Below are 18,115 nucleotides of genomic sequence, written 5' to 3'. Positions count from 1 at the left end.
CGCCCTCCCCACACCACCACCGAAAGAGGACTCATGGCCACCGTCCTGTCCCTCTCCGGCAGTCCCTCCGCCTCCTCCCGCACCCACCGCCTCCTGCGCCACCTCGACCAGCGGCTCGTCGCCCAGGGCCACCGGGTGACGCCCCTGGACGTGCGGACCGTACCGGCCGAGGCACTGCTCGGTGCGGACTTCGCCCACCCCGCGATCGTCGCGGCCCGCGAACTGTTCGCCGAGGCCGACGGCGTCGTCGTGGCCACCCCCGTCTACAAGGCCGCCTACTCCGGGGTCCTCAAGGCCCTGCTGGACCTGCTCCCGCAGTACGCCCTGACCGGGAAGACCGTGCTGCCGCTGGCCACCGGCGGCTCCACGGCGCACGTCCTCGCCCTCGACTACGCGCTGCGCCCGGTCCTCACCTCCATGGGCGCCACCCACGTCGTACCGGGCTGGTTCACCCTGGACAAGGACATCACCGCGCACGAGGACGGGTCCCTGACCGTCGCGCCCGGCGCCGCGGAGGCGCTGGCACAGGTCGTCGACCAGTTCTCGGCCGCCCTCGGCCGGGCCGGCCGCGCCCCGCACCTGAGCGCGGCGAGCTGATGGCCGGGCCCGCACACGTCATCGCCGACGACGCGGAGGCCCTCGCCGTCGCCGCCGCCCTCGCCGACGAGTTCCGCCCGGGCGCCCGTGCCCGCGACGCCGAACGACGCCTGCCGCGCGCGGAGTTGGACCGGCTGTCCGTCTCGGGCCTGCTGGCCGTCACGGTGCCCGCCGACCACGGGGGAGCGGACGTCCGCGCCACGACACTCGCCGAGGTGTTCCGGCTGCTCGCCGCCGCCGACGGCAGCCTCGCCCAGATCCCGCAGAGCCACTTCGCGTACGTCAACGTCATCCGCCGCCAGGGCACCGAGGAGCAGCGGACGTTCTTCTTCGCCGAACTGCTCGCCGGACGCCGCTTCGGCAACGCCCAGTCCGAGGCCGGAACGAAACACGTCCAGGACATCCGCACCCGCCTGACCCGCCGCCCGGACGGCTCCTACACCCTCGACGGCGTCAAGCACTACTCCACCGGCGCCCTGTTCGCCGACTGGATCCCGGTACTGGCCCGCACCGAGGACGACAACCTGCACGTCGCCTACGTCCCGCGCAGCGCCCCCGGCGTCACCGTCGTCGACGACTGGGAGGGCATGGGCCAGCGTACGACGGCCAGCGGCACCGTACGCCTGGCGGGCGTCACCGTGCCCGCCGACCGCGTACTGCCACACCACCTCACCTTCCAGGGACCCCAACTCCACGGCGCAATCGCCCAGTTGCTGCACGCCGCCATCGACGCCGGGATCGCGGCCGGGGCACTGGCGGAGGCCGCCGAGTTCGTCCGCACGAAGAGCCGGCCGTGGTTCGAGAGCGGCGCGGAGACCGCCGTGGAGGACCCGCTGCTCGTCCAGCGCTTCGGCGAACTCGCCCTGGCCGTACGAGCGTCGGAGGCGTTGCTGGGTGAGGCCGCCCGGACGGTGGACGCGGCCTCCGCCGACCTCACGGACGACTCGGCCGCCGGGGCGTCGATCGCGGTGGCGGCGGCCAAGGTCCAGGCGGCCCGCACCGCGGTCGAGGTGGGCAGCGCCCTGTTCGATGTGTCCGGCACCCGCGCCGCCCTGGACTCCCTGAACCTGCACCGGCACTGGCGCGACGCCCGCACCCACACCCTGCACGACCCGGCCCGCTGGAAGGTCCAGCACATCGGCCGCCACGTCCTCACCGGCACCCGCCCGCCCCGCCACGGCCTGCTCTGAGGGCGCCACACCCCGCTCCCAGGGCGCCCGGCCGCCCCCGGTGCCTCGGCCGCACCCCTCCCACCGCCAGATCGGAGACCGACGTGTCCCTCACCTTCCACTGGTTCCTGCCCACCAACGGCGACAGCCGGCACGTCGTCGGCGGCGGCCACGGCACCCCGGCCACGGCCTTCGGCAGGAACCGGCCCCCGACGGTCGCCTACCTCGGCCAGATCGCCCGCGCCGCCGAGACCCTGGGCTTCGTGGGCGCCCTGACCCCGACCGGCGCCTGGTGCGAGGACGCCTGGCTGACGACGGCGATGGTCTCGCAGGTCACCGAGCGCCTGAAGTTCCTGGTCGCCTTCCGCCCCGGCGCGGTCTCGCCCACGCTCGCGGCCCAGATGGCGGCCACCTTCCAGTGGCAGGCCCCCGGCCGGCTGCTGCTCAACGTCGTCACCGGCGGCGAGACCCACGAGCAGCGGGCCTACGGCGACTTCCTGGACAAGGACGCCCGGTACCGCCGTACCGGAGAATTCCTGCACGTCGTACGCGAGTTGTGGCAGGGCAGGACCGTCGACCTGGACGGCGAGCACCTGCGCGTCGAGGACGCGAAACTGGCGCGCGTACCCGACCCGGTGCCCGAGGTGTACTTCGGCGGGTCCTCGCCCGTCGCCACCGAGATCGCCGCCCAGTACACCGACGTCTACCTCACCTGGGGCGAGCCGCCCGCGCAGGTGGCCGAGAAGATCGGCCGGGTCCGCGCGCTCGCCGCCCAGCAGGGCCGCACGGTGCGGTTCGGCATCCGGCTGCACGTCATCACCCGCGACACCGCCGAACAGGCGTGGGCCGAGGCGAACCGCCTCCTCGACGGCTTCGACCCGGCGACCGTGGCACGGATCCAGGCCGGACTCGCCCGCAGCGAGTCGGAAGGGCAGCAGCGCATGCTCGCCCTGCACGGCGGCGGAAACCGGGACGGGCTGGAGATCCACCCCAACCTGTGGGCCGGGATCGGCCTGGTGCGCGGCGGCGCGGGCACGGCACTGGTCGGCAGCCACGACGAGGTCGCCGAGCGCATCAAGGAGTACCACGCCCTCGGCATCGACGAGTTCGTCCTCTCCGGCTACCCGCACCTGGAGGAGGCCTACTGGTTCGGCGAAGGCGTCCTGCCCCGCCTGGCGGCCCAGGGCCTGTGGCACCATCCGCACGACGACCGGCGCACACCGCCGGCCGCGGCCCAGGTCCCGTTCGCGGGCTGACCCGGCCGTTCCCTTCCCTGCCGTCGGGCCGGCCCGAGGGAGACAAGGGGCCGTTGAGCCGAGGGAGACAAGGGGCCGTTGGGCCCCAAGGGAGAACAGGAGCGGCAACGACCGCCTCACGGAACAGGATTGGAGCAGAACGACGCACGGGTATCGGTATTGTTGCCACCGTCTTTTCCTTCGGCCCGGGTCTGATCGTTCCCGGGCCTGCCCGTGTCGCCGCGGTGGGGGCCGCGACGGACGCGGTCACTGGGTGGTAGCGAGAGGGATGTGAGAAACCGGTGCTGACCGGCGTTCCTGATCAGCAGGCCGACGGGGGCTCCGGGCGCGTGATCGCCGGCCGCTACCTGCTGCGCGACGTACTGGGCAGAGGCGGCATGGGCATCGTCTGGCGGGCCCACGACCAGCTCCTGGACCGGCAGGTCGCCGCCAAGGAACTGCACATCGCCACCGAGGGCGACGAGGACCACCGCACCCGGATGCGCCGCGCGCTGCGTGAGGCGCGCGCCGTCGCCCGGGTGCCGCACCCGCACGTGGTCGGCGTACACGACCTGGTCGACTTCGAGGACCGGCTCTGGATCGTCATGGAACTGGTCCAGGGCCCGTCCCTCGCGGCCCAGTTGGAACGGTCTGGCCCGCTCACGCCGCCCCACACCGCCCGCCTGGGCCTCCAACTCCTGGACGCCCTCCGGGCCGTTCACCTCGCGGGCACCCTGCACCGCGACGTGAAACCGGCCAACGTGCTGCTGCGCCCCGACGGCAGCGCGGTGCTGACCGACTTCGGCATCGCGGCCCTGGACGACGGCGAACTGCTCACCTCGACCGGCCAACTGGTCGGCTCCATCGAGTACATGGCGCCGGAGCGGGCCATGGCACAGGAGGCGGGACCCGCGTCCGACCTGTGGTCGCTCGGGGCCACGCTGGTCACCGTCTGCGGCGGCCAGTCGCCCTTCCGCCGCCCCGCGTACGCCGCGACGCTGCACGCCGTCGTCTACGAGGAGCCGGTGCTCCCGCCGTCCCTCGGCCCGCTCCGGCCCGTCGTCGAGGCCCTGCTGCGCAAGACACCGGGCGAGCGCCCCGGCACCGCCGAGGTGGCGGCCGCCCTGAGCGCCGTCGCGGAGGGCCGCACGGACATCGCCCCGCTCCCCGCGGCCGGCGGCGCCCCGGGCTCGGCCCAGCTGTCCGCCCCGCCCCCCGTCCCGGCGTTGCCGCCGGCGCCCACGGCCGCGCCCGGCACGGGCGGTGTGGCGCCGGACGCCGTCACCGCCGTCGTCCAGAGCCCCGGCCCCTCGCCCCGGGCCGGTGACACCCGCCTGGCACCGCCCCCCACCGGCCCCTCGGGCACGGCCCTGCACACCGCCGCGACCGTGCACGGCCCGGCGCCTCAGGCGGGCGGACCCGGAGCGGGCCGGGCGGACGGCGTCGGCCGACGGCTGGCGTGGTCGCTCGGCGGACCCGTCGCGCTCGTCGCCGTCGTGGGCGGCGGGCTCTTCCTCTCCGGCGTCCTGCCCTTCGGGGGCGACGAGCAGGGCCGCGCCGACGACAAGGTGGTGACCCCTGCGCCGAGCGCATCCCCCGTGGCCTCGCCCGTCACGACGCCCGAGGCCACCGCCACCTCCTACGAACTGGTCGTTGACGCCCACGACGGCTGGCAGCCGGTCGAGGACGCGGTGGTCGGCGCGGGCGACACCGTCACCGTGACGTTCCGCGAGGGCGAGTGGACGGTCGACCGGCAGCGCATGCCGATGACGGGACCGGGCGGCTACGACGCGGAGACCGACGGACAGCTGGACTTCGCGGCCAACTGCAAGATCGTCCCCGACGCCCCCTTCGGCACACTGGTGACCCGCGTCGCGGACACGGACGACGCACCGGCCCTCGCCATCGGAGACGGCAAGACCTTCAAGGTCGGCGGAGACGGCCTGGTCCAGCTCCGCGTCAACGACGCCGACGTCTGCCTCGACGACAACAACGGCACGATCACGGTGACGGTGGAGGTGACACGGGCGCCGTGACGACGGCTGCCGGCGGCAGCGTCACGTGGTCCCGTGACGCGCGCCGCCCGGTCACCCTTGCAGTGCGCCAGGGCGACCTGGCCTCAGAGCAATCCGTTCTTTCCCGCCCACTCGGGGAAACCGCCGTGACCGCACGGGTAGCGCGCTCCTGACCCGAGTAGCGCGTCGACGAGCGTGGACGCCACGTATTCCGTCGCGCGGCCGTCCCGTACCCCTTCCGCGATCACCCGGAGTACGCCCCACACGGTGAGGCCCCCGGCGCGCGCCGCTTTGCGGGCGTCCAGATCATCGACCACCGCGACCGCGCCGTGCACCTCGGCCCAGGCGAGCACGGTGGCCTCACCGTGGTTGGACTTCTGCCCCGAGACGCGTTCCATCCACCGCACCAGTGCGGTGAGTTCGGCGAGACCGTCCACGTGCTGGACCTCGAGCCAGCCCAGGCCCGAGATGTCCAGGTCGTAGTGGCGCAGCTCCTCGATGACCGCAGCCGTGGTGACATTGCGGCGGCGTAGCCCCCGGCATTCGGCGGCGAGGTCCGCCAACGTGTCCACCCGGCCGGCCTTGATCGCATGGTGCAGCGGTGACGTGTCCCACGCGAGGAGCTGTCCGGCCGAACTGGTCCCCTCCCTCTGTACGTTCACGGCCCGACGTCCTCCAGGTCCTGCTCCGGCAGCTCGCTCTCCCGCAGGGCGCCGTAGAGCAACTCGACCGCACGCGCTCCGGACACCGCACCGGCCTTCCAGGCAGCCAGGACCGCCTGTCGCCAAGCCGTTCCGGTAGCGCCGGGTTCGAGGTCCGGTACTGGCTCGGCACCACGGACTGCCAGGAAATCGCCGCGTACCGGCGTATCGGCCCTGAGGCGGTGAGCAGCGGGCGTGCTCACTAGCCCGAGCCACCGGGCCCTCGACACGGTGGACGACCAGGAGATCCGGTAATCGGCGGCGACACCGATCAAGGCTTCCCTGGGCGAGAGGCCCCGGCTGACAGCTTGCCTGAAGACGGAGCCGAACTCGTCCTCGGGCAGCAGAAACGCCCCGGCGAAGTCATCGATGGCCTGTTCCCGCTCGTCCCGGCTCGCGGCCACACCTGCGTCGCTGTGGTACTCGTCCCGCAGCAGATGGTGACCGAGTTCGTGGGCGGCAGTCCAGCGTCGGCGACCCGGAGCCGAGAGGCCGCTGATCACGCTGACCCCGTAGGCATCCAGCAGAAGCGAAGCACCCTCGGCGGGTTCCGGGGCGACGGCCAGATACAGGCCGAAGCGTTCGGCCACAGAGGCCATCGGTCCCAGGGGGCCTGGGGGAATGCCGGCCACGCGCCGCGCCTCACGTGCCAGCGCGGTCGGGTCTGCCTCGGTGCAGCCGAGTGGTTCGTGCAGGTGGGGCGGAATGAGGAAACCCTCTGCCACCAGCCACTCCGCGTTGCGCGCGTGCTCCTCCAGCCGGATGTCCAGCCGGTAGCTGTCACGCGTGGCCGCATCGGCGGGGGAGTCGAGCGTCCTGCGGCGAGACGTCAGCGCCGCGGGCGGCTCGGTGAGGAAGTGGGCGGGGGGCGCGTCCAGGATCTCGGCGATCCGGAAGAGCTCGAGCGCGGACACCTTGCGCTCGCCCTGTTCCATGCGCACCACCGCAGTGCGGTCGACCTCTATGCGCGAGGCCAGCTCGCCCTGGCTCAGCCCGGCGGACTCCCGGGTCTGGGCGATGCGGCGGCCGATCTGTGCCCAGCTCTGCAGGCTCTCCATGTGTGCAATTTTCACACACGCTGGGGTTGTGTCGAGCCGGCTGTCGCCGACGGACCCGAAAGAGTGGGTGCGGAAGGCGCCGGCAGGGGCCGGCCAGGCCCACGAAGCCTGGTATGGGTTCACCCTTCTAAGTAGCTCAAACTGGGCATACTCAAATGAACCGTAGTATGGCTGAGTGGAGTATTCGTCTCTGTACTCCCGGTCACTATCGCGGGTGGAGGCTTCACCGCAGTCCCGGCATCACCCGTTCCGCGATCAGTCGGAGCTGGGTGTTCACGTCTGCCGCGTCCGGGAGGTCGCGGCCCGTGAAGGTCTTCACCAGGGTGCGGTCGGTGATCGCGCAGATCATGTGGTTGACGCCGCTGGGGGCGATGTCGCGTTCGATCTTCTCCCGGCATTCCTCCGGTGTGCCCGCCACCGAGAGGCGGTCGGCGATGTCCGGGGTGGTGAGTTCGATGCCGCGGGCCAGGTCGCCGGCGCCGATCGCGTCGATGACGGGCTTCAGCTCGGCCGGGTCGACGCCGTTGCGGCGGAGTTGCTCGTCCGGCATGGAGGAGGCGTAGATGCCGACCATGCTGCGGGCCGCCTCCTTCGCGGTCGCCGAGTCCGGGCCCGTGGCGAAGACCACCCAGGCCCCGATGTCCAGTGAGCGCCAGTCCTTGCCGGCCCGCTCCGCGCCCGCCCGGATGTGCCGGACCGCGTAGTCGTAGGCCTCGCGGGTGTAGCTCAGGGCGTGGTGGCAGCCGTCCGACAACTCCCCGGCCGCCTCGAAGGACTTCGGCCCGCGCATCGCGCCGAGCTTCAGCGGGAGGCGGTCCTGGACCGGGCGGGCGAACGTGAACAGGCCGTCGTAGGAGAAGAACTCGCCCTCGTGCGTGATCGCGCCCTCGTCGAGGAACGTGCGCATCACGTGCAGGGCTTCCTTGACGCGGGAGAGGGGCTTCGTGCGGGCCCAGTCGATGCGGTACTGGGCCAGCAGGCCGAAGTTGCCGCTGGACAGGACGCCTTCGGCGCGGCCGCCGGAGAGTTCGTCGAGGGTGGCCAGTGCCTGGGCGATCAGGGTCGGTTCGCGCAGTGTCACCGGGGAGACGCTCGGGCCGAGGCGGATGCGGTCGGTGCGGCCTGCCGCTGCGGCGAAGAGGAGCCAGAGGTCCTTGTGCCAGGTCTCGTCGGCGGCGTAACAGGCGTGGAATCCGAGTTCGTCGGCGAGTCTGACCGACTCCAGGGACTCGGCCAGCGGGTAGTCGGGGAGCATCGCGTAACTGAACTTCACGGGCGCGACCTTCCGGTGGGGGGACGGTGCTGTGCCTGTACCGAGCATGTGAGGGCGCGGCGGGGCTGTCCAGGGTTCGCGGACGGTCGGGGCGGTCGAAAGTTTCGGACATCGATGTCCTGATTTCTCCGGTGGGTTCGAGATGGCTCGCCTTAGAGCGGGTGAGCGGTCGGGTGGGTGTGGCCTGAACTGTAGTTCGGCTTCTGGTTGGGAGGTGGTTGGGGTCTCGAAGGTTTCGAAATTTGTACCGAAACTGTTGACGGTTGACGCGTGCAGGCCAACACTGGCGCCGTCGTACTGCTCCGGGGACCTCCCGAGTAGCTCCCTGCCTCCAGAGAGGAAGCACCGTCATGAACGTGCTTGTCCAAGCGGGCCGCCGCAGACGCTGGTCCGTCGTGCTGCTCGTGCGCAGTGCGTGGGCCGTCGCCCTTGGCGCGCTGGCCGCGATGATGCTGCCGGGGACCGCCCACGCCGACACGGTCGTCACGACCAATCAGGAGGGCACCAACAACGGCTACTACTACTCGTTCTGGACCGACAGCCAGGGCACCGTCTCCATGAGCATGGGATCCGGCGGCCAGTACAGCACCTCGTGGAGCAACACCGGCAACTTCGTCGCGGGCAAGGGCTGGAGCAACGGCGGGCGCAGGACCGTGCAGTACTCCGGCAGCTTCAACCCGTCGGGCAACGCCTACCTGACGCTCTACGGGTGGACGTCGAATCCGCTCGTCGAGTACTACATCGTGGACAACTGGGGCACCTACCGGCCCACGGGTGAGTTCAAGGGCACGGTGACCAGCGACGGCGGTACGTACGACATCTACAAGACGACCCGGTACAACGCCCCCTCCGTCGAGGGCACCCGCACCTTCGACCAGTACTGGAGCGTCCGGCAGTCGAAGCGGACCGGCGGGTCCATCACCACCGGCAACCACTTCGACGCGTGGTCGCGGGCCGGGATGCAGCTCGGTGACTTCAAGTACTACATGATTCTCGCCACCGAGGGTTATCAGAGCAGCGGCAGTTCCAACATCAACGTCGGGGGTACCGGTGGCGGTGGCGGCGGTGGGGGAGACAACGGTGGTGGTGGCGGGAGCAACGGGTGTGCCGCCACGCTGTCCGCCGGACAGAAGTGGGACGACCGGTACAACCTCGACGTCTCCGTCAGCGGCAGCAGCGACTGGACCGTGACGATGAACGTGCCGTCTCCGGCGAAGGTGCTGTCCACCTGGAACGTCAGCGCGAGTTACCCGAGTGCGCAGACACTGACCGCCAGGTCGAACGGCGGCGGCAACAACTGGGGCGCCACCATCCAGGCCAACGGCAACTGGACCTGGCCCAGCGTCTCCTGCAGTGCCGGCTGATCCCGTGCGTCACGAGGAGTGAGGAGGTTCGTTCGTATGCGTACACGTACCGGACCGCGCAACCTGGTCAACGGGGTGGCCGTCGCCGCGCTGGTCGCCGCGGGGACTGTCGTCGCCGGTGCCGCCCCGGCACAGGCGTCCCCCGTGCAGTCGTCCCCCGTGCAGTCGTCCCCCGCGCGGGCCGCCGCCTGCAACGGCTACGTCGGGCTCACCTTCGACGACGGGCCCTCCGGCAGCACCCAGGCCCTGCTCAACGCGCTCCGGCAGAACGGGCTGCGGGCCACCATGTTCAACCAGGGGCAGTACGCCGACCAGAATCCGTCCCTCGTGCGGGCCCAGGTGGACGCCGGCATGTGGGTCGGCAACCACAGCTACACGCACCCGCACATGACCCAGCTCGGCCAGGCCCAGATGGACTCCGAGATCTCCCGGACCCAGCAGGCCGTGGCCAACGCGGGCGGCGGTACGCCCAGGCTGTTCCGGCCGCCGTACGGCGAGACCAACGCCACGCTGCGGTCGGTGGAGGCCAAGTACGGGCTGACCGAGGTCATCTGGGACGTCGACTCGCAGGACTGGAACAACGCCAGTACCGACGCGATCGTGCAGGCCGTCTCCCGGATGGGCGACGGCCAGGTCGTCCTCATGCACGACTGGCCCGCCAACACGCTCGCGGCCATACCGCGCATCGCCCAGACGCTGGCGGGCAAGGGGCTGTGCTCCGGCATGATCTCGCCCCAGACCGGCCGCGCGGTCGCTCCCGACGGGAGTGGTGGCGGCGGGGGAGGGGGCGGCGGTGGCGGTGATGGTGGTGGCGGTGGTGGTGCGTGTACGGCCGTGCTGTCCGCCGGGCAGCGGTGGGAGGACCGGTACAACCTCGACGTCTCCGTCAGCGGGAGCAGCGACTGGACGGTGACGATGAACGTGCCGTCTCCGGCGAAGGTGCTGTCGACCTGGAACGTCAGCGCGAGTTACCCGAGTGCGCAGACACTGACCGCCAAGTCGAACGGCAGCGGCGGAAATTGGGGTGTCACCATCCAGGCCAACGGCAACTGGACCTGGCCCAGCGTCTCCTGCAGCGCCGGCTGACCGTCCCCGCCGCCCCGGGGGGCCGTGCGTGATCAAATGGCGTGCGGGTTCCCGGGGCGGTGGGGTACGTTCGGGGCTGTTCGAAGGGGGAGCCGGAATGGCGAAGTTGAACCAGATCATCGCGGTCGAGAAGGGCGTCAAGAGCAAGTCGCTCCAGGACATCACCGCGGCCCACCAGAAGGTGCAGAAGCCCGCGCTGCTGGCCGGGATCTCGCGCACGTACCAGCCCAAGGACGAGGAGGGCGAGCAGTTGCCGCCCGAGTCCACGCGGGTGCAGGTGCAGGCGGAGGACGTGCTGCGCGAGACGGCCGCCTCGCTGACGCGGCTGTTCGACGTGACCGCGACCAAGGACTGGGCGAACTGCACGGCGCGCGCGGACGTCACGGTCGACGGGCGGACGGTCGTCGCCGACGTACCGGTCAGCTACCTGCTCTTCCTGGAGAAGCAGCTCACCGACCTGCACGCCTTCGTCAAGAAGCTGCCCACGCTCGACTCCGCCGAGGCCTGGTCGCAGGACCCGTCCACGGACTGGTGGAAGACCGACGCGGTCCGCACGATCCGGACCAGGAAGATCCCGCGCAACCACGTCAAGGCAGAGGCGACCGAGAAGCACCCGGCGCAGGTCGAGGTCTACTACGAGGACGTGCCGATCGGGTACTGGACCACCGTGAAGTTCTCCGGCGCGCTGCCCGCGCGGCGGGTGAACGAACTCCTCGAGCGGGTCGACAAGCTCCAGCGGGCCGTGAAGTTCGCCCGCGAGGAGGCCAACGGCACCGAGGTCACCGACCAGCGGGTCGGCGAGGCGGTGTTCGGCTACCTGTTCGCCTGACGCCGGAGCAGGGGAGCCGGGCAGGGGAGCCCCACAGCCGGGGCGGCCCCACAGCCGGGTAGCCTCCACAGACGCCCCCGCGTGCGAGCGTGGGGGTGCGTGAAGGGCGCGGGCCGGGTGAGGACCGGTTCGTGCCACGAGCGCAAGCTGAAACTGACGTTCAGCCTGAAGTGGCGCGGGGCACGGGGAACGTGCTCTCCGCGCCGTCAAACTCAGACTCTCGCTCCAGCTTCAGCATCGCCGCCGATCACCGGAGCACCAAGGCCGGACGACCGCCGTCGGATGCGAGTTCGAATCTCGTCTGCACCGCTTCCTGGTGCGGTAGTTCAAAGGAAGAACACGACGGCCTGACGACTGATCCGTCCTTTCACAGGACTCCGGTGTGCGCATCAGGTGGCATCCCCAGGGGCCCGGGAGCAGGCTACGCTCCCGGGCCCCGCCACATCAGGTCCCACATCGGGTCCCGCATCAGGTCCCACATCGGGTCCCGCATCAGCTGTCGCTGCCGCGCGGGCGGTTCGCCACGCCTGCCAGGTGGCGGGTGAAGACCTCCCGGGCCTCGGGGGTCAGCGTGCGCAGGGCCACCATGGCCGTGATCACCACGTCGCACAGCTCCGCCTCCACGTCCTGCCACGTGTGCGTGACGCCCTTGCGCGGGTTCTGGCCGGTCGCCCCGATGACCGCCTCGGCCACCTCGCCGACCTCCTCGGAGAGCTTCAGCATGCGCAGCAGCAGGCCCTCCCGGCCGCCGAAGGGCTGGTCGGACTCCAGCCACTTCCACAGGTCGTCGATGGTGTGCCAGGGGTCGGCCGGTGTGCCGTCGGGTTCGTCGCTCATGTGGAGCAGCGTGCCACGCCCCCGGCCGGGGAGTGGTTTCAGTCGAACAGTGGCTCCTGCTCTCCTTCGGCGGTCTTCCGCAGCCGCTTGTTGCGCGCGCCGACGGTCACTGCCGTGGCCGCCCCCGCCACCGCGAACGCCGCCGGGACCATCCAGTTCCGGTTGACCGCGTGACCGAGCGCGTGGTCGAGGGAGAGGCGCCCCGGACCCGACACCGCGAGCCCGGCCGCCGTCAGGCCGAGGGAGGCCGCGTACTCGTAGCCGCCGGCCTGGGCGAAGAAGCCGTTCGGGGCGTGCACCGCCGCGGCGCCCGCCATCGCGCCGGCCGCCGCCGCACCCGCGGCCGGAGTGGCCAGGCCGAGGGCGAGCAGGGTGCCGCCGCCCGCCTCCGCGAGGCCCGCCGCGGTGGCACTGGCCCTGCCCGGCGCGTAGCCCATGGCCTCCATCGCCTGGCCGGTGCTCTCCAGCCCGCCGCCACCGAACCAGCCGAGCAGCTTCTGCGCGCCGTGCGCGGCCAGGACGCCGCCGGTGCCCAGGCGGAGCAGCAGCAGGCCCAGATCACGCCGGTCGTAACAGTTCACGTCTGCTCCCTCGTACGCTGCGGACGGCTCACCCGTCGCTGCCGCGGGTGGCTCACCCGTCCAGCGTCGCCCCCGCACGCCGCCCGGGCCCGCCGCGGGCGGCGTTCGGGTGGCGTCCGGGTGGTGTCGGGACGGCGCCCCGGGTGGTGGCGTCCCGGGTGGTGGCGTTCCGGTGGTGTCCCGGGTGGCGGGGGTGTGGGGGCGGTGTGACGCTGGCCGGCATGACGATTCAGACCACGCGACTCAGCGACCCGGCCGTCCGCGCCTTCGTCGCCGCCGTGAACGCCCACGACCGCGAGGCCTTCCTCGCGACCCTCTCGCCGGACGCCACCATGGCCGACGACGGGGACGACCGCGACCTCGACCAGTGGATCGACCGGGAGATCTTCTCCTCCAACGGCCACCTGGAGGTCGACAACGAGTCGAACGGCGGCCGCGCCCTCATCGCCCGCTACCGCAACGACACCTGGGGCGAGATGCGCACGCGGTGGAACTTCACCGTGGACGAGGAGGGGCGGATCGCGCGCTTCGAGACCGGGCAGGCGTAGCCGCGCCGGACCCGGTTGCTGGGTGGTGCCGGTCCCGGTGCCGGTGCAGGTGCGCAGGTGTAGGTGTGCGGCAGCCGTTCCGGGCGTCGGCGCGTATCCCGCGGTCCCACGCGGGATCCACCCCCGGCCGATGCGGCGGAACGGCTGCCGCCTCCCCTCCCCCCTCGGGATGGCTCAGTACGGCATGCCCCAGTACGGCAGGCATGCCTCACGTACGGCCCGTCGAGCCTTGTGGAAGGCCAACGCCCCAAGTGTGAAGCTCTGGTGAAGGAGAGTTGAGCATATGCCCGGCGTTGCTTGCAAGACCGCGGACCGTGGAATTCCGATTGTGTGAATGATCGTGGTGTGCGGAGTGGCGTGCAGAGGCCTGCGCTCAGCCGCGTCCCACATACGGCATCGCCGTCGCCATGACCGTCGCGAACTGCACGTTCGCCTCCAGCGGCAGTTCCGCCATGTGCCGCACCGTGCGTGCCACGTCGCCGACGTCCATCACCGGCTCGGGCGCCGTCTCCCCGTTGGCCTGGAGCGCGCCGGTCTGCATCCCGGCCGTCATGTCGGTCGCCACGTTGCCGATGTCGATCTGGCCGACCGCGATGCCGTACGGACGGCCGTCCAGCGACAGCGACTTGGTCAGGCCCGTCAGCGCGTGCTTCGTCGCCGTGTACGCCACCGAGTGCGGGCGTGGCGTGTGCGCCGAGATCGAGCCGTTGTTGATGATCCGGCCGCCCTGCGGCGCCTGCTCCTTCATCTGCCGGTACGCCGCCTGCGCGCACAGGAACGCCCCGTTGAGGTTGGTGTCCACCACGTGCCGCCAGGCCTCGTAGGGCAGTTCCTCGACCGGCACGCCGCCCGGTCCGAACGTCCCCGCGTTGTTGAAGAGCAGGTCCAGCCGGCCGAAGCGGTCGCGTACGGCGGTGAACAGGGCCGTCACGTCGTCCGGTTGGGAGACGTCGGCGCGGACGACGAGGGCGGTGCTGCCGACGGGTGCCCGTGCGGCCGTCTGCTCCAGGGGCTCGGTGCGGCGGCCGGTCAGGGCCACCGCCCAGCCCGCGGTGAGCAGTTCGACGGCGACGGCCCGGCCGATGCCGGAACCGGCGCCCGTCACGACGGCGATCTGCGGGGTGGGCGTGGTGTCCCCGGGGGCGCTTGGAGTGGTGCTCATGGCCCGGCAGCGTACGCGCGCCGCTCAGGCCGGGGTGACGGCCGGACCTGTCGTGACCCCGGTTCCTCCGGCTTCCTCGCTTCCTCCGGATTCGCCCGGGTAGTGGACGCCGACCTGGTTCCTGATCGTGTCGAGGGTCCGCATCACGGCCAGCGTGCCCTCCAGCGGGACCAGCGGCGACTCGGTCTCCCCGGCGCGCAGCGCCCGCATCACCTCCCGTGCCTCGTGCGCGAGGCTGGCCCGGGGCCCGTCGGCGGGGTCGGCCCGGAACTCCTGCGGGTCCCGGCCGTCCCGGTGCAGTACGAAGTGGTCCGGGAAGAAGAAGCCGTACGGGACGTCGATGCGGCCCTTGGACCCCGTGATCGACGCCGAGTTGGGCGTACCGCCGGTGATCGAGCAGTGCACCGACGCGAGGGCGCCGCTGTCGTAGGACAGCAGGGCGCCCGTCTGGAGGTCGACGCCCTCCGGCGAGAGCACCGCCCGCGCGACGACGTCCGACGGCTCCCCGAGCAGCAACTGCGTGAACGACACCGGGTACACGCCCAGGTCGAGCAGGGCGCCGCCGCCCTGTGCCGGGTCCCGCAGCCGGTGAGCGGGCGGGAACGGGCCCGCCAGCCCGAAGTCGGCCTGGACGCTGCGGAGCTCACCGATCTCGCCGTCGTCCACCAGTGACTTCAGGCGCCGGACCATCGGGTTGCAGTACATCCACATCGCTTCCATCAGGAAGCTGCCCTGCCGCCGGGCCAGGGCGACCAGTTCCTCCGCCTCCCGCACGTTCAGCGTGAACGGCTTCTCGCACAGCACGTTCCGCCCCGCCTCCAGGCAGAGGCCCGCCGCGGTGCGGTGCGCCGAGTGCGGGGTCGCGACGTACACCACGTCGACGTCCTCGTCCCGCGCCAGCGTCTCCCAGGCGCCGTAGGCCCGTGCTATCCCGAAGCGCTCGGCGAACGCCTTCGCCGACGCCTCGGTCCGCGACGCCACCGCGACGACCTCGGCGTCCGGCAGATCCACCAGATCCGCCGTGAACCTCGCCGCCATCCCGCCGGTCGCCAGAATTCCCCAGCGCACCTTCTGCCCGGTCTGCCCGGTCACCGCTGACACCCTGCCCCACCCTCGCTCAGGTTCGTTCGACTCTGTTCGTTCAAGTCCGTACGAGCTGAGAGCATAGGTGGCGGATCTGTAGAAGAGGGAGGGGCTCATGCCCGAGCGCGGGCCGTCCATACCGCACGAGTCACCGGACATGACAACGCCGAAGCCGCGGACAGTGCCGACGCCGCGGACAGTGCCGACGTCACGGACAGTGCCGACGGCGCGGACAACGCCGCAAGCGACGCAGGACGCGGACGCGATGAGAAAGGCGGAGGCGGCGACCACCGCTCCGGCCGGGTCTTCGCTGCGTGCCACCCGCCGTACCAGTCTGCTCGTCACGCTCATCCTCGGCAGCCTGACCGCCACGCCGCCCCTGGCGATGGACATGTACCTCCCCTCGCTCCCGGAGGTCACCCGGTCCCTCGACGCGTCCGCAGCCACCGTGCAGCTGACGCTCACCGCGTGTCTGGCCGGCATGGCTCTCGGGCAGATCGTCGTAGGGCCGATGAGCGACAAGTGGGGCCGCCGGCGTCCGCTGCTCGCCGGGCTCGCCGTCTACGTCGTCGCCACCGCCCTGTGCGCCGTCGCGCCCACCGTCGAATCCCTCGTCGCCTTCCGGCTGGTGCAGGGGCTCGCGGGCGCCGCCGGGATCGTCATCTCCCGCGCCGTCGTGCGGGACCTGTACGACGGTGTGGCCATGGCCCGCTTCTTCTCCACCCTCATGCTGATCTCCGGCGTCGCGCCGGTCGTCGCGCCGCTCATCGGCGGACAGATCCTGCGCTTCACGGACTGGCGGGGCGTCTTCGTCGTCCTCGTGGTGGTCGGCGTGGCGCTGGGCGCCGTCGTGTGGGCCAAACTGCCCGAGACGCTGCCCGTCGCGGAACGGCACGCGGGCGGGGTCCGCGACACCCTGCGCGCGATGCGCCGTCTGCTCGCCGACCGGGCCTTCACCGGGTACATGCTCGCCGGCGGCTTCGCCTTCGCCTCGCTGTTCGCCTACGTCGCCGCGTCGCCGTTCGTCATGCAGGAGATCTACGGGGCCTCCCCGCAGACGTTCAGCCTGCTGTTCGGGCTCAACTCCATCGGCCTCGTCGTGGTCGGCCAGATCAACGGCAAGATCCTCGTCGGGCGGGTCCGGCTCGACCGGGTGCTGCGGCTCGGGCTCGTCGTCGTGATCGCCGCCTCGACCGTGCTGCTGCTGATGTCCCTCGGCGTCTTCGGCGAGGTCGGACTCGTGCCGGTCGCCGCCGCGCTGTTCGTGCTGATGTCCGCGATGGGCATCAGCCTGCCCAACACCCAGGCGCTCGCCCTCATGCGGGTCAGGCACTCCGCCGGGTCCGCGTCCGCACTGCTCGGCACGTCCTCGTTCCTCATCGGCGCCGTCGCCTCGCCGCTCGTCGGGATCGCGGGCGAGGACACCGCGGTGCCCATGGCCGTCGTCCAGCTGGTGGCCGCCGTACTGGCGCTCGGCTTCCTCGTGTTCCTCGTCGGGAGAAGAAAGGGAGCGGAAAACTGAGTGCTCCGAGACTGCGCAGCGACACCCCGGAGCGGGCCGGCCTCGACCGCGATCGGCTCCGCCGTGTCGTCGCACAGGTGCACGACCACACGAGCGGCGAACGTCCCTGGGCGGCGGGTGCCGTCCTGGCCGTCGGACGCGGACCCGTGCTCGCCGTCGAGGAGGCGGCGGGCTGGGCCGTGCGGTACGCCGCGTACGACCCGGAGACCGACGCGGGCGTCGAACTGCCCGCGGAATCGCGGGTGCCGGCGACCGTGGAGACGCCCTTCGACCTCGCCTCGCTCACCAAGCTCTTCACGGCCGTCGCCGCCGTGCAGCAGATCGAGCGGGGGACCCTCGGGATCGACGCCGAGGTGGGCGCCTACCTGACGGACTTCGGGGCCGCCGCCGCGCACCGCCTCACCGTACGGCAACTGCTCACGCACACCTCCGGGCTGCGCCCCGAACTCCCGCTGTACGACTGTGCGGACGACACGGAGCGGCTGGCGCTGCTGCGGGCGGAGGCGCCGGTGGGGGTGCCGGGGACGTACTGCTACTCGGACCTGAACATGCTGCTCCTCCAGCAGGTCCTGGAACGCATCACCGGGCGCGGCCTCGACGTCCTCGTCCGGGACGGGATCACCCGGCCGCTGGGCATGACGGCGACGGGGTTCGGGCCGTGCGCGGGGGCGGCGGCGACGGAGGACCAGCGGCGGCCGTGGGCCAAGGCGGACCGGGGGATGCTGCGGGGCGTCGTCCACGACGAGAACGCGTGGGCGCTGGGCGGGGTCGCCGGTCACGCCGGGCTCTTCTCCACGGGCCGGGACCTCGCGGTGTTCTGCCGCGCGCTGCTCGCGGGCGGGGCGCACGGGCCGGCGCGCATCCTGGGTCCCGACTTCGTCGAGCTGCTGCTGACCGCGCCTGGGCTCGGGTTCGCCCTGGACCAGCCGTGGTTCATGGGGGAGCTGGCGGGGCGCGGGGCGGCGGCCCCGAAGTCCGTCAGGTAGGCGCCCACCTCGGCGTCGCTCCCGAGGGTCCCCCGCTCGATCTGCTGCACGGCGGCGACGGCCGTGAAG

At 71.9% G+C, this 18,115-nt stretch carries 17 protein-coding genes; 10 read left to right on the top strand and 7 right to left on the bottom strand.

Annotation, left to right across the window (positions count from 1 at the left end; genetic code table 11):
* Nucleotides 1-33 precede the first annotated feature (33 nt).
* From ssuE to HZS56_RS33700, 4 genes are all read left to right on the top strand, one after another.
* Nucleotides 34-597 (top strand): NADPH-dependent FMN reductase, encoded by a 564-nt coding sequence (ssuE, locus tag HZS56_RS33715; RefSeq protein WP_216724631.1) that lies wholly within the window; start codon nucleotides 34-36, stop codon nucleotides 595-597.
* Nucleotides 597-1,787 (top strand): SfnB family sulfur acquisition oxidoreductase, encoded by a 1,191-nt coding sequence (locus HZS56_RS33710; protein WP_216724630.1) that lies wholly within the window; start codon nucleotides 597-599, stop codon nucleotides 1,785-1,787. The genes ssuE and HZS56_RS33710 overlap by 1 nt, the downstream gene beginning before the upstream one ends.
* Nucleotides 1,788-1,870: 83 nt before the next feature.
* Nucleotides 1,871-3,022, top strand: a complete 1,152-nt coding sequence (locus HZS56_RS33705) for an LLM class flavin-dependent oxidoreductase (protein ID WP_216724629.1) — start codon at nucleotides 1,871-1,873, stop codon at nucleotides 3,020-3,022.
* A gap of 281 nt (nucleotides 3,023-3,303) precedes the next feature.
* Nucleotides 3,304-5,037 carry a serine/threonine-protein kinase gene (locus HZS56_RS33700; RefSeq protein ID WP_216724628.1) on the top strand — a complete coding sequence of 578 codons (1,734 nt, stop codon included), beginning with the start codon at nucleotides 3,304-3,306 and terminating at the stop codon, nucleotides 5,035-5,037.
* A gap of 83 nt (nucleotides 5,038-5,120) precedes the next feature.
* Here HZS56_RS33700 and HZS56_RS33695 read toward each other — a convergent pair whose 3' ends face one another.
* From HZS56_RS33695 to HZS56_RS33685, 3 genes are all read right to left on the bottom strand, one after another.
* Nucleotides 5,121-5,678: a PIN domain-containing protein gene (locus tag HZS56_RS33695; RefSeq protein WP_216724627.1), complete on the bottom strand. Its 558-nt coding sequence runs from the start codon at nucleotides 5,676-5,678 to the stop codon at nucleotides 5,121-5,123.
* Entirely contained in the window at nucleotides 5,675-6,775 is a 1,101-nt protein-coding gene (locus HZS56_RS33690) for a helix-turn-helix domain-containing protein (RefSeq protein ID WP_216724626.1), read from the bottom strand. Before HZS56_RS33690 ends, HZS56_RS33695 begins: the two co-directional genes overlap by 4 nt.
* 223 nt (nucleotides 6,776-6,998) lie before the next feature.
* On the bottom strand, nucleotides 6,999-8,048 hold the full coding sequence (locus HZS56_RS33685; RefSeq protein WP_216724625.1) for an LLM class flavin-dependent oxidoreductase: 1,050 nt from the start codon (nucleotides 8,046-8,048) through the stop codon (nucleotides 6,999-7,001).
* Nucleotides 8,049-8,398: 350 nt separating this feature from the next.
* Here HZS56_RS33685 and xynA point away from each other — a divergent pair, with 350 nt between their 5' ends.
* The 3 genes from xynA to HZS56_RS33670 all read left to right on the top strand — a co-directional run bounded on the left by xynA (nucleotide 8,399) and on the right by HZS56_RS33670 (nucleotide 11,327).
* A complete protein-coding gene (gene xynA / locus HZS56_RS33680) occupies nucleotides 8,399-9,412 on the top strand; it encodes an endo-1,4-beta-xylanase XynA (protein ID WP_216724624.1) in 1,014 nt (337 codons plus the stop codon).
* A gap of 36 nt (nucleotides 9,413-9,448) precedes the next feature.
* A complete protein-coding gene (locus tag HZS56_RS33675) occupies nucleotides 9,449-10,498 on the top strand; it encodes a polysaccharide deacetylase family protein (protein WP_216724623.1) in 1,050 nt (349 codons plus the stop codon).
* Nucleotides 10,499-10,595: 97 nt separating this feature from the next.
* Nucleotides 10,596-11,327, top strand: coding sequence for a DUF7873 family protein (locus tag HZS56_RS33670; RefSeq protein ID WP_216724622.1), 732 nt, complete (start codon nucleotides 10,596-10,598; stop codon nucleotides 11,325-11,327).
* A 492-nt stretch (nucleotides 11,328-11,819) separates the two neighbouring features.
* Here the strand turns inward: HZS56_RS33670 and HZS56_RS33665 are convergent, their stop codons facing one another.
* Both HZS56_RS33665 and HZS56_RS33660 read right to left on the bottom strand, forming a co-directional pair.
* Nucleotides 11,820-12,164 (bottom strand): MazG-like family protein, encoded by a 345-nt coding sequence (locus HZS56_RS33665; protein ID WP_216724621.1) that lies wholly within the window; start codon nucleotides 12,162-12,164, stop codon nucleotides 11,820-11,822.
* A gap of 38 nt (nucleotides 12,165-12,202) precedes the next feature.
* Entirely contained in the window at nucleotides 12,203-12,745 is a 543-nt protein-coding gene (locus HZS56_RS33660) for a DoxX family protein (protein ID WP_216724620.1), read from the bottom strand.
* 221 nt (nucleotides 12,746-12,966) lie between these two features.
* On the opposite strand from HZS56_RS33660, the gene HZS56_RS33655 reads away from it, so the two are divergent.
* Nucleotides 12,967-13,293 (top strand): nuclear transport factor 2 family protein, encoded by a 327-nt coding sequence (locus HZS56_RS33655; RefSeq protein ID WP_216724619.1) that lies wholly within the window; start codon nucleotides 12,967-12,969, stop codon nucleotides 13,291-13,293.
* 373 nt (nucleotides 13,294-13,666) lie between these two features.
* Here the strand turns inward: HZS56_RS33655 and HZS56_RS33650 are convergent, their stop codons facing one another.
* Both HZS56_RS33650 and HZS56_RS33645 read right to left on the bottom strand, forming a co-directional pair.
* Entirely contained in the window at nucleotides 13,667-14,455 is a 789-nt protein-coding gene (locus tag HZS56_RS33650) for an SDR family oxidoreductase (protein ID WP_216724618.1), read from the bottom strand.
* Between the two features lie 24 nt (nucleotides 14,456-14,479).
* Complete coding sequence (locus HZS56_RS33645) at nucleotides 14,480-15,547, bottom strand: Gfo/Idh/MocA family protein (RefSeq protein ID WP_216724617.1); 1,068 nt, start codon at nucleotides 15,545-15,547, stop codon at nucleotides 14,480-14,482.
* Nucleotides 15,548-15,803: 256 nt separating this feature from the next.
* Here HZS56_RS33645 and HZS56_RS33640 point away from each other — a divergent pair, with 256 nt between their 5' ends.
* Both HZS56_RS33640 and HZS56_RS33635 read left to right on the top strand, forming a co-directional pair.
* Nucleotides 15,804-17,060 carry a multidrug effflux MFS transporter gene (locus tag HZS56_RS33640; protein WP_216724616.1) on the top strand — a complete coding sequence of 419 codons (1,257 nt, stop codon included), beginning with the start codon at nucleotides 15,804-15,806 and terminating at the stop codon, nucleotides 17,058-17,060.
* A 77-nt stretch (nucleotides 17,061-17,137) separates the two neighbouring features.
* Nucleotides 17,138-18,046 carry a serine hydrolase domain-containing protein gene (locus HZS56_RS33635; protein WP_374201237.1) on the top strand — a complete coding sequence of 303 codons (909 nt, stop codon included), beginning with the start codon at nucleotides 17,138-17,140 and terminating at the stop codon, nucleotides 18,044-18,046.
* The last annotated feature ends 69 nt before the right edge of the window (nucleotides 18,047-18,115 follow it).

This window comes from Streptomyces mayonensis (assembly GCF_018982965.1).
Classification (GTDB): domain Bacteria; phylum Actinomycetota; class Actinomycetes; order Streptomycetales; family Streptomycetaceae; genus Streptomyces; species Streptomyces mayonensis.
This window is presented reverse-complemented; position numbering and strand designations above follow the sequence as displayed.

Bases quoted from the DNA above. Each gene is read 5' to 3' on its own strand.
- ssuE (WP_216724631.1), top strand. From the start codon at position 34: ATGGCCACCGTCCTGTCCCTCTCCGGCAGTCCCTCCGCCTCCTCCCGC.
- HZS56_RS33710 (WP_216724630.1), top strand. From the start codon at position 597: ATGGCCGGGCCCGCACACGTCATCGCCGACGACGCGGAGGCCCTCGCC.
- HZS56_RS33690 (WP_216724626.1), bottom strand. From the start codon at position 6,775: ATGGAGAGCCTGCAGAGCTGGGCACAGATCGGCCGCCGCATCGCCCAG.
- xynA (WP_216724624.1), top strand. From the start codon at position 8,399: ATGAACGTGCTTGTCCAAGCGGGCCGCCGCAGACGCTGGTCCGTCGTG.
- HZS56_RS33675 (WP_216724623.1), top strand. From the start codon at position 9,449: ATGCGTACACGTACCGGACCGCGCAACCTGGTCAACGGGGTGGCCGTC.
- HZS56_RS33670 (WP_216724622.1), top strand. From the start codon at position 10,596: ATGGCGAAGTTGAACCAGATCATCGCGGTCGAGAAGGGCGTCAAGAGC.
- HZS56_RS33665 (WP_216724621.1), bottom strand. From the start codon at position 12,164: ATGAGCGACGAACCCGACGGCACACCGGCCGACCCCTGGCACACCATC.
- HZS56_RS33655 (WP_216724619.1), top strand. From the start codon at position 12,967: ATGACGATTCAGACCACGCGACTCAGCGACCCGGCCGTCCGCGCCTTC.
- HZS56_RS33650 (WP_216724618.1), bottom strand. From the start codon at position 14,455: ATGAGCACCACTCCAAGCGCCCCCGGGGACACCACGCCCACCCCGCAG.
- HZS56_RS33640 (WP_216724616.1), top strand. From the start codon at position 15,804: ATGAGAAAGGCGGAGGCGGCGACCACCGCTCCGGCCGGGTCTTCGCTG.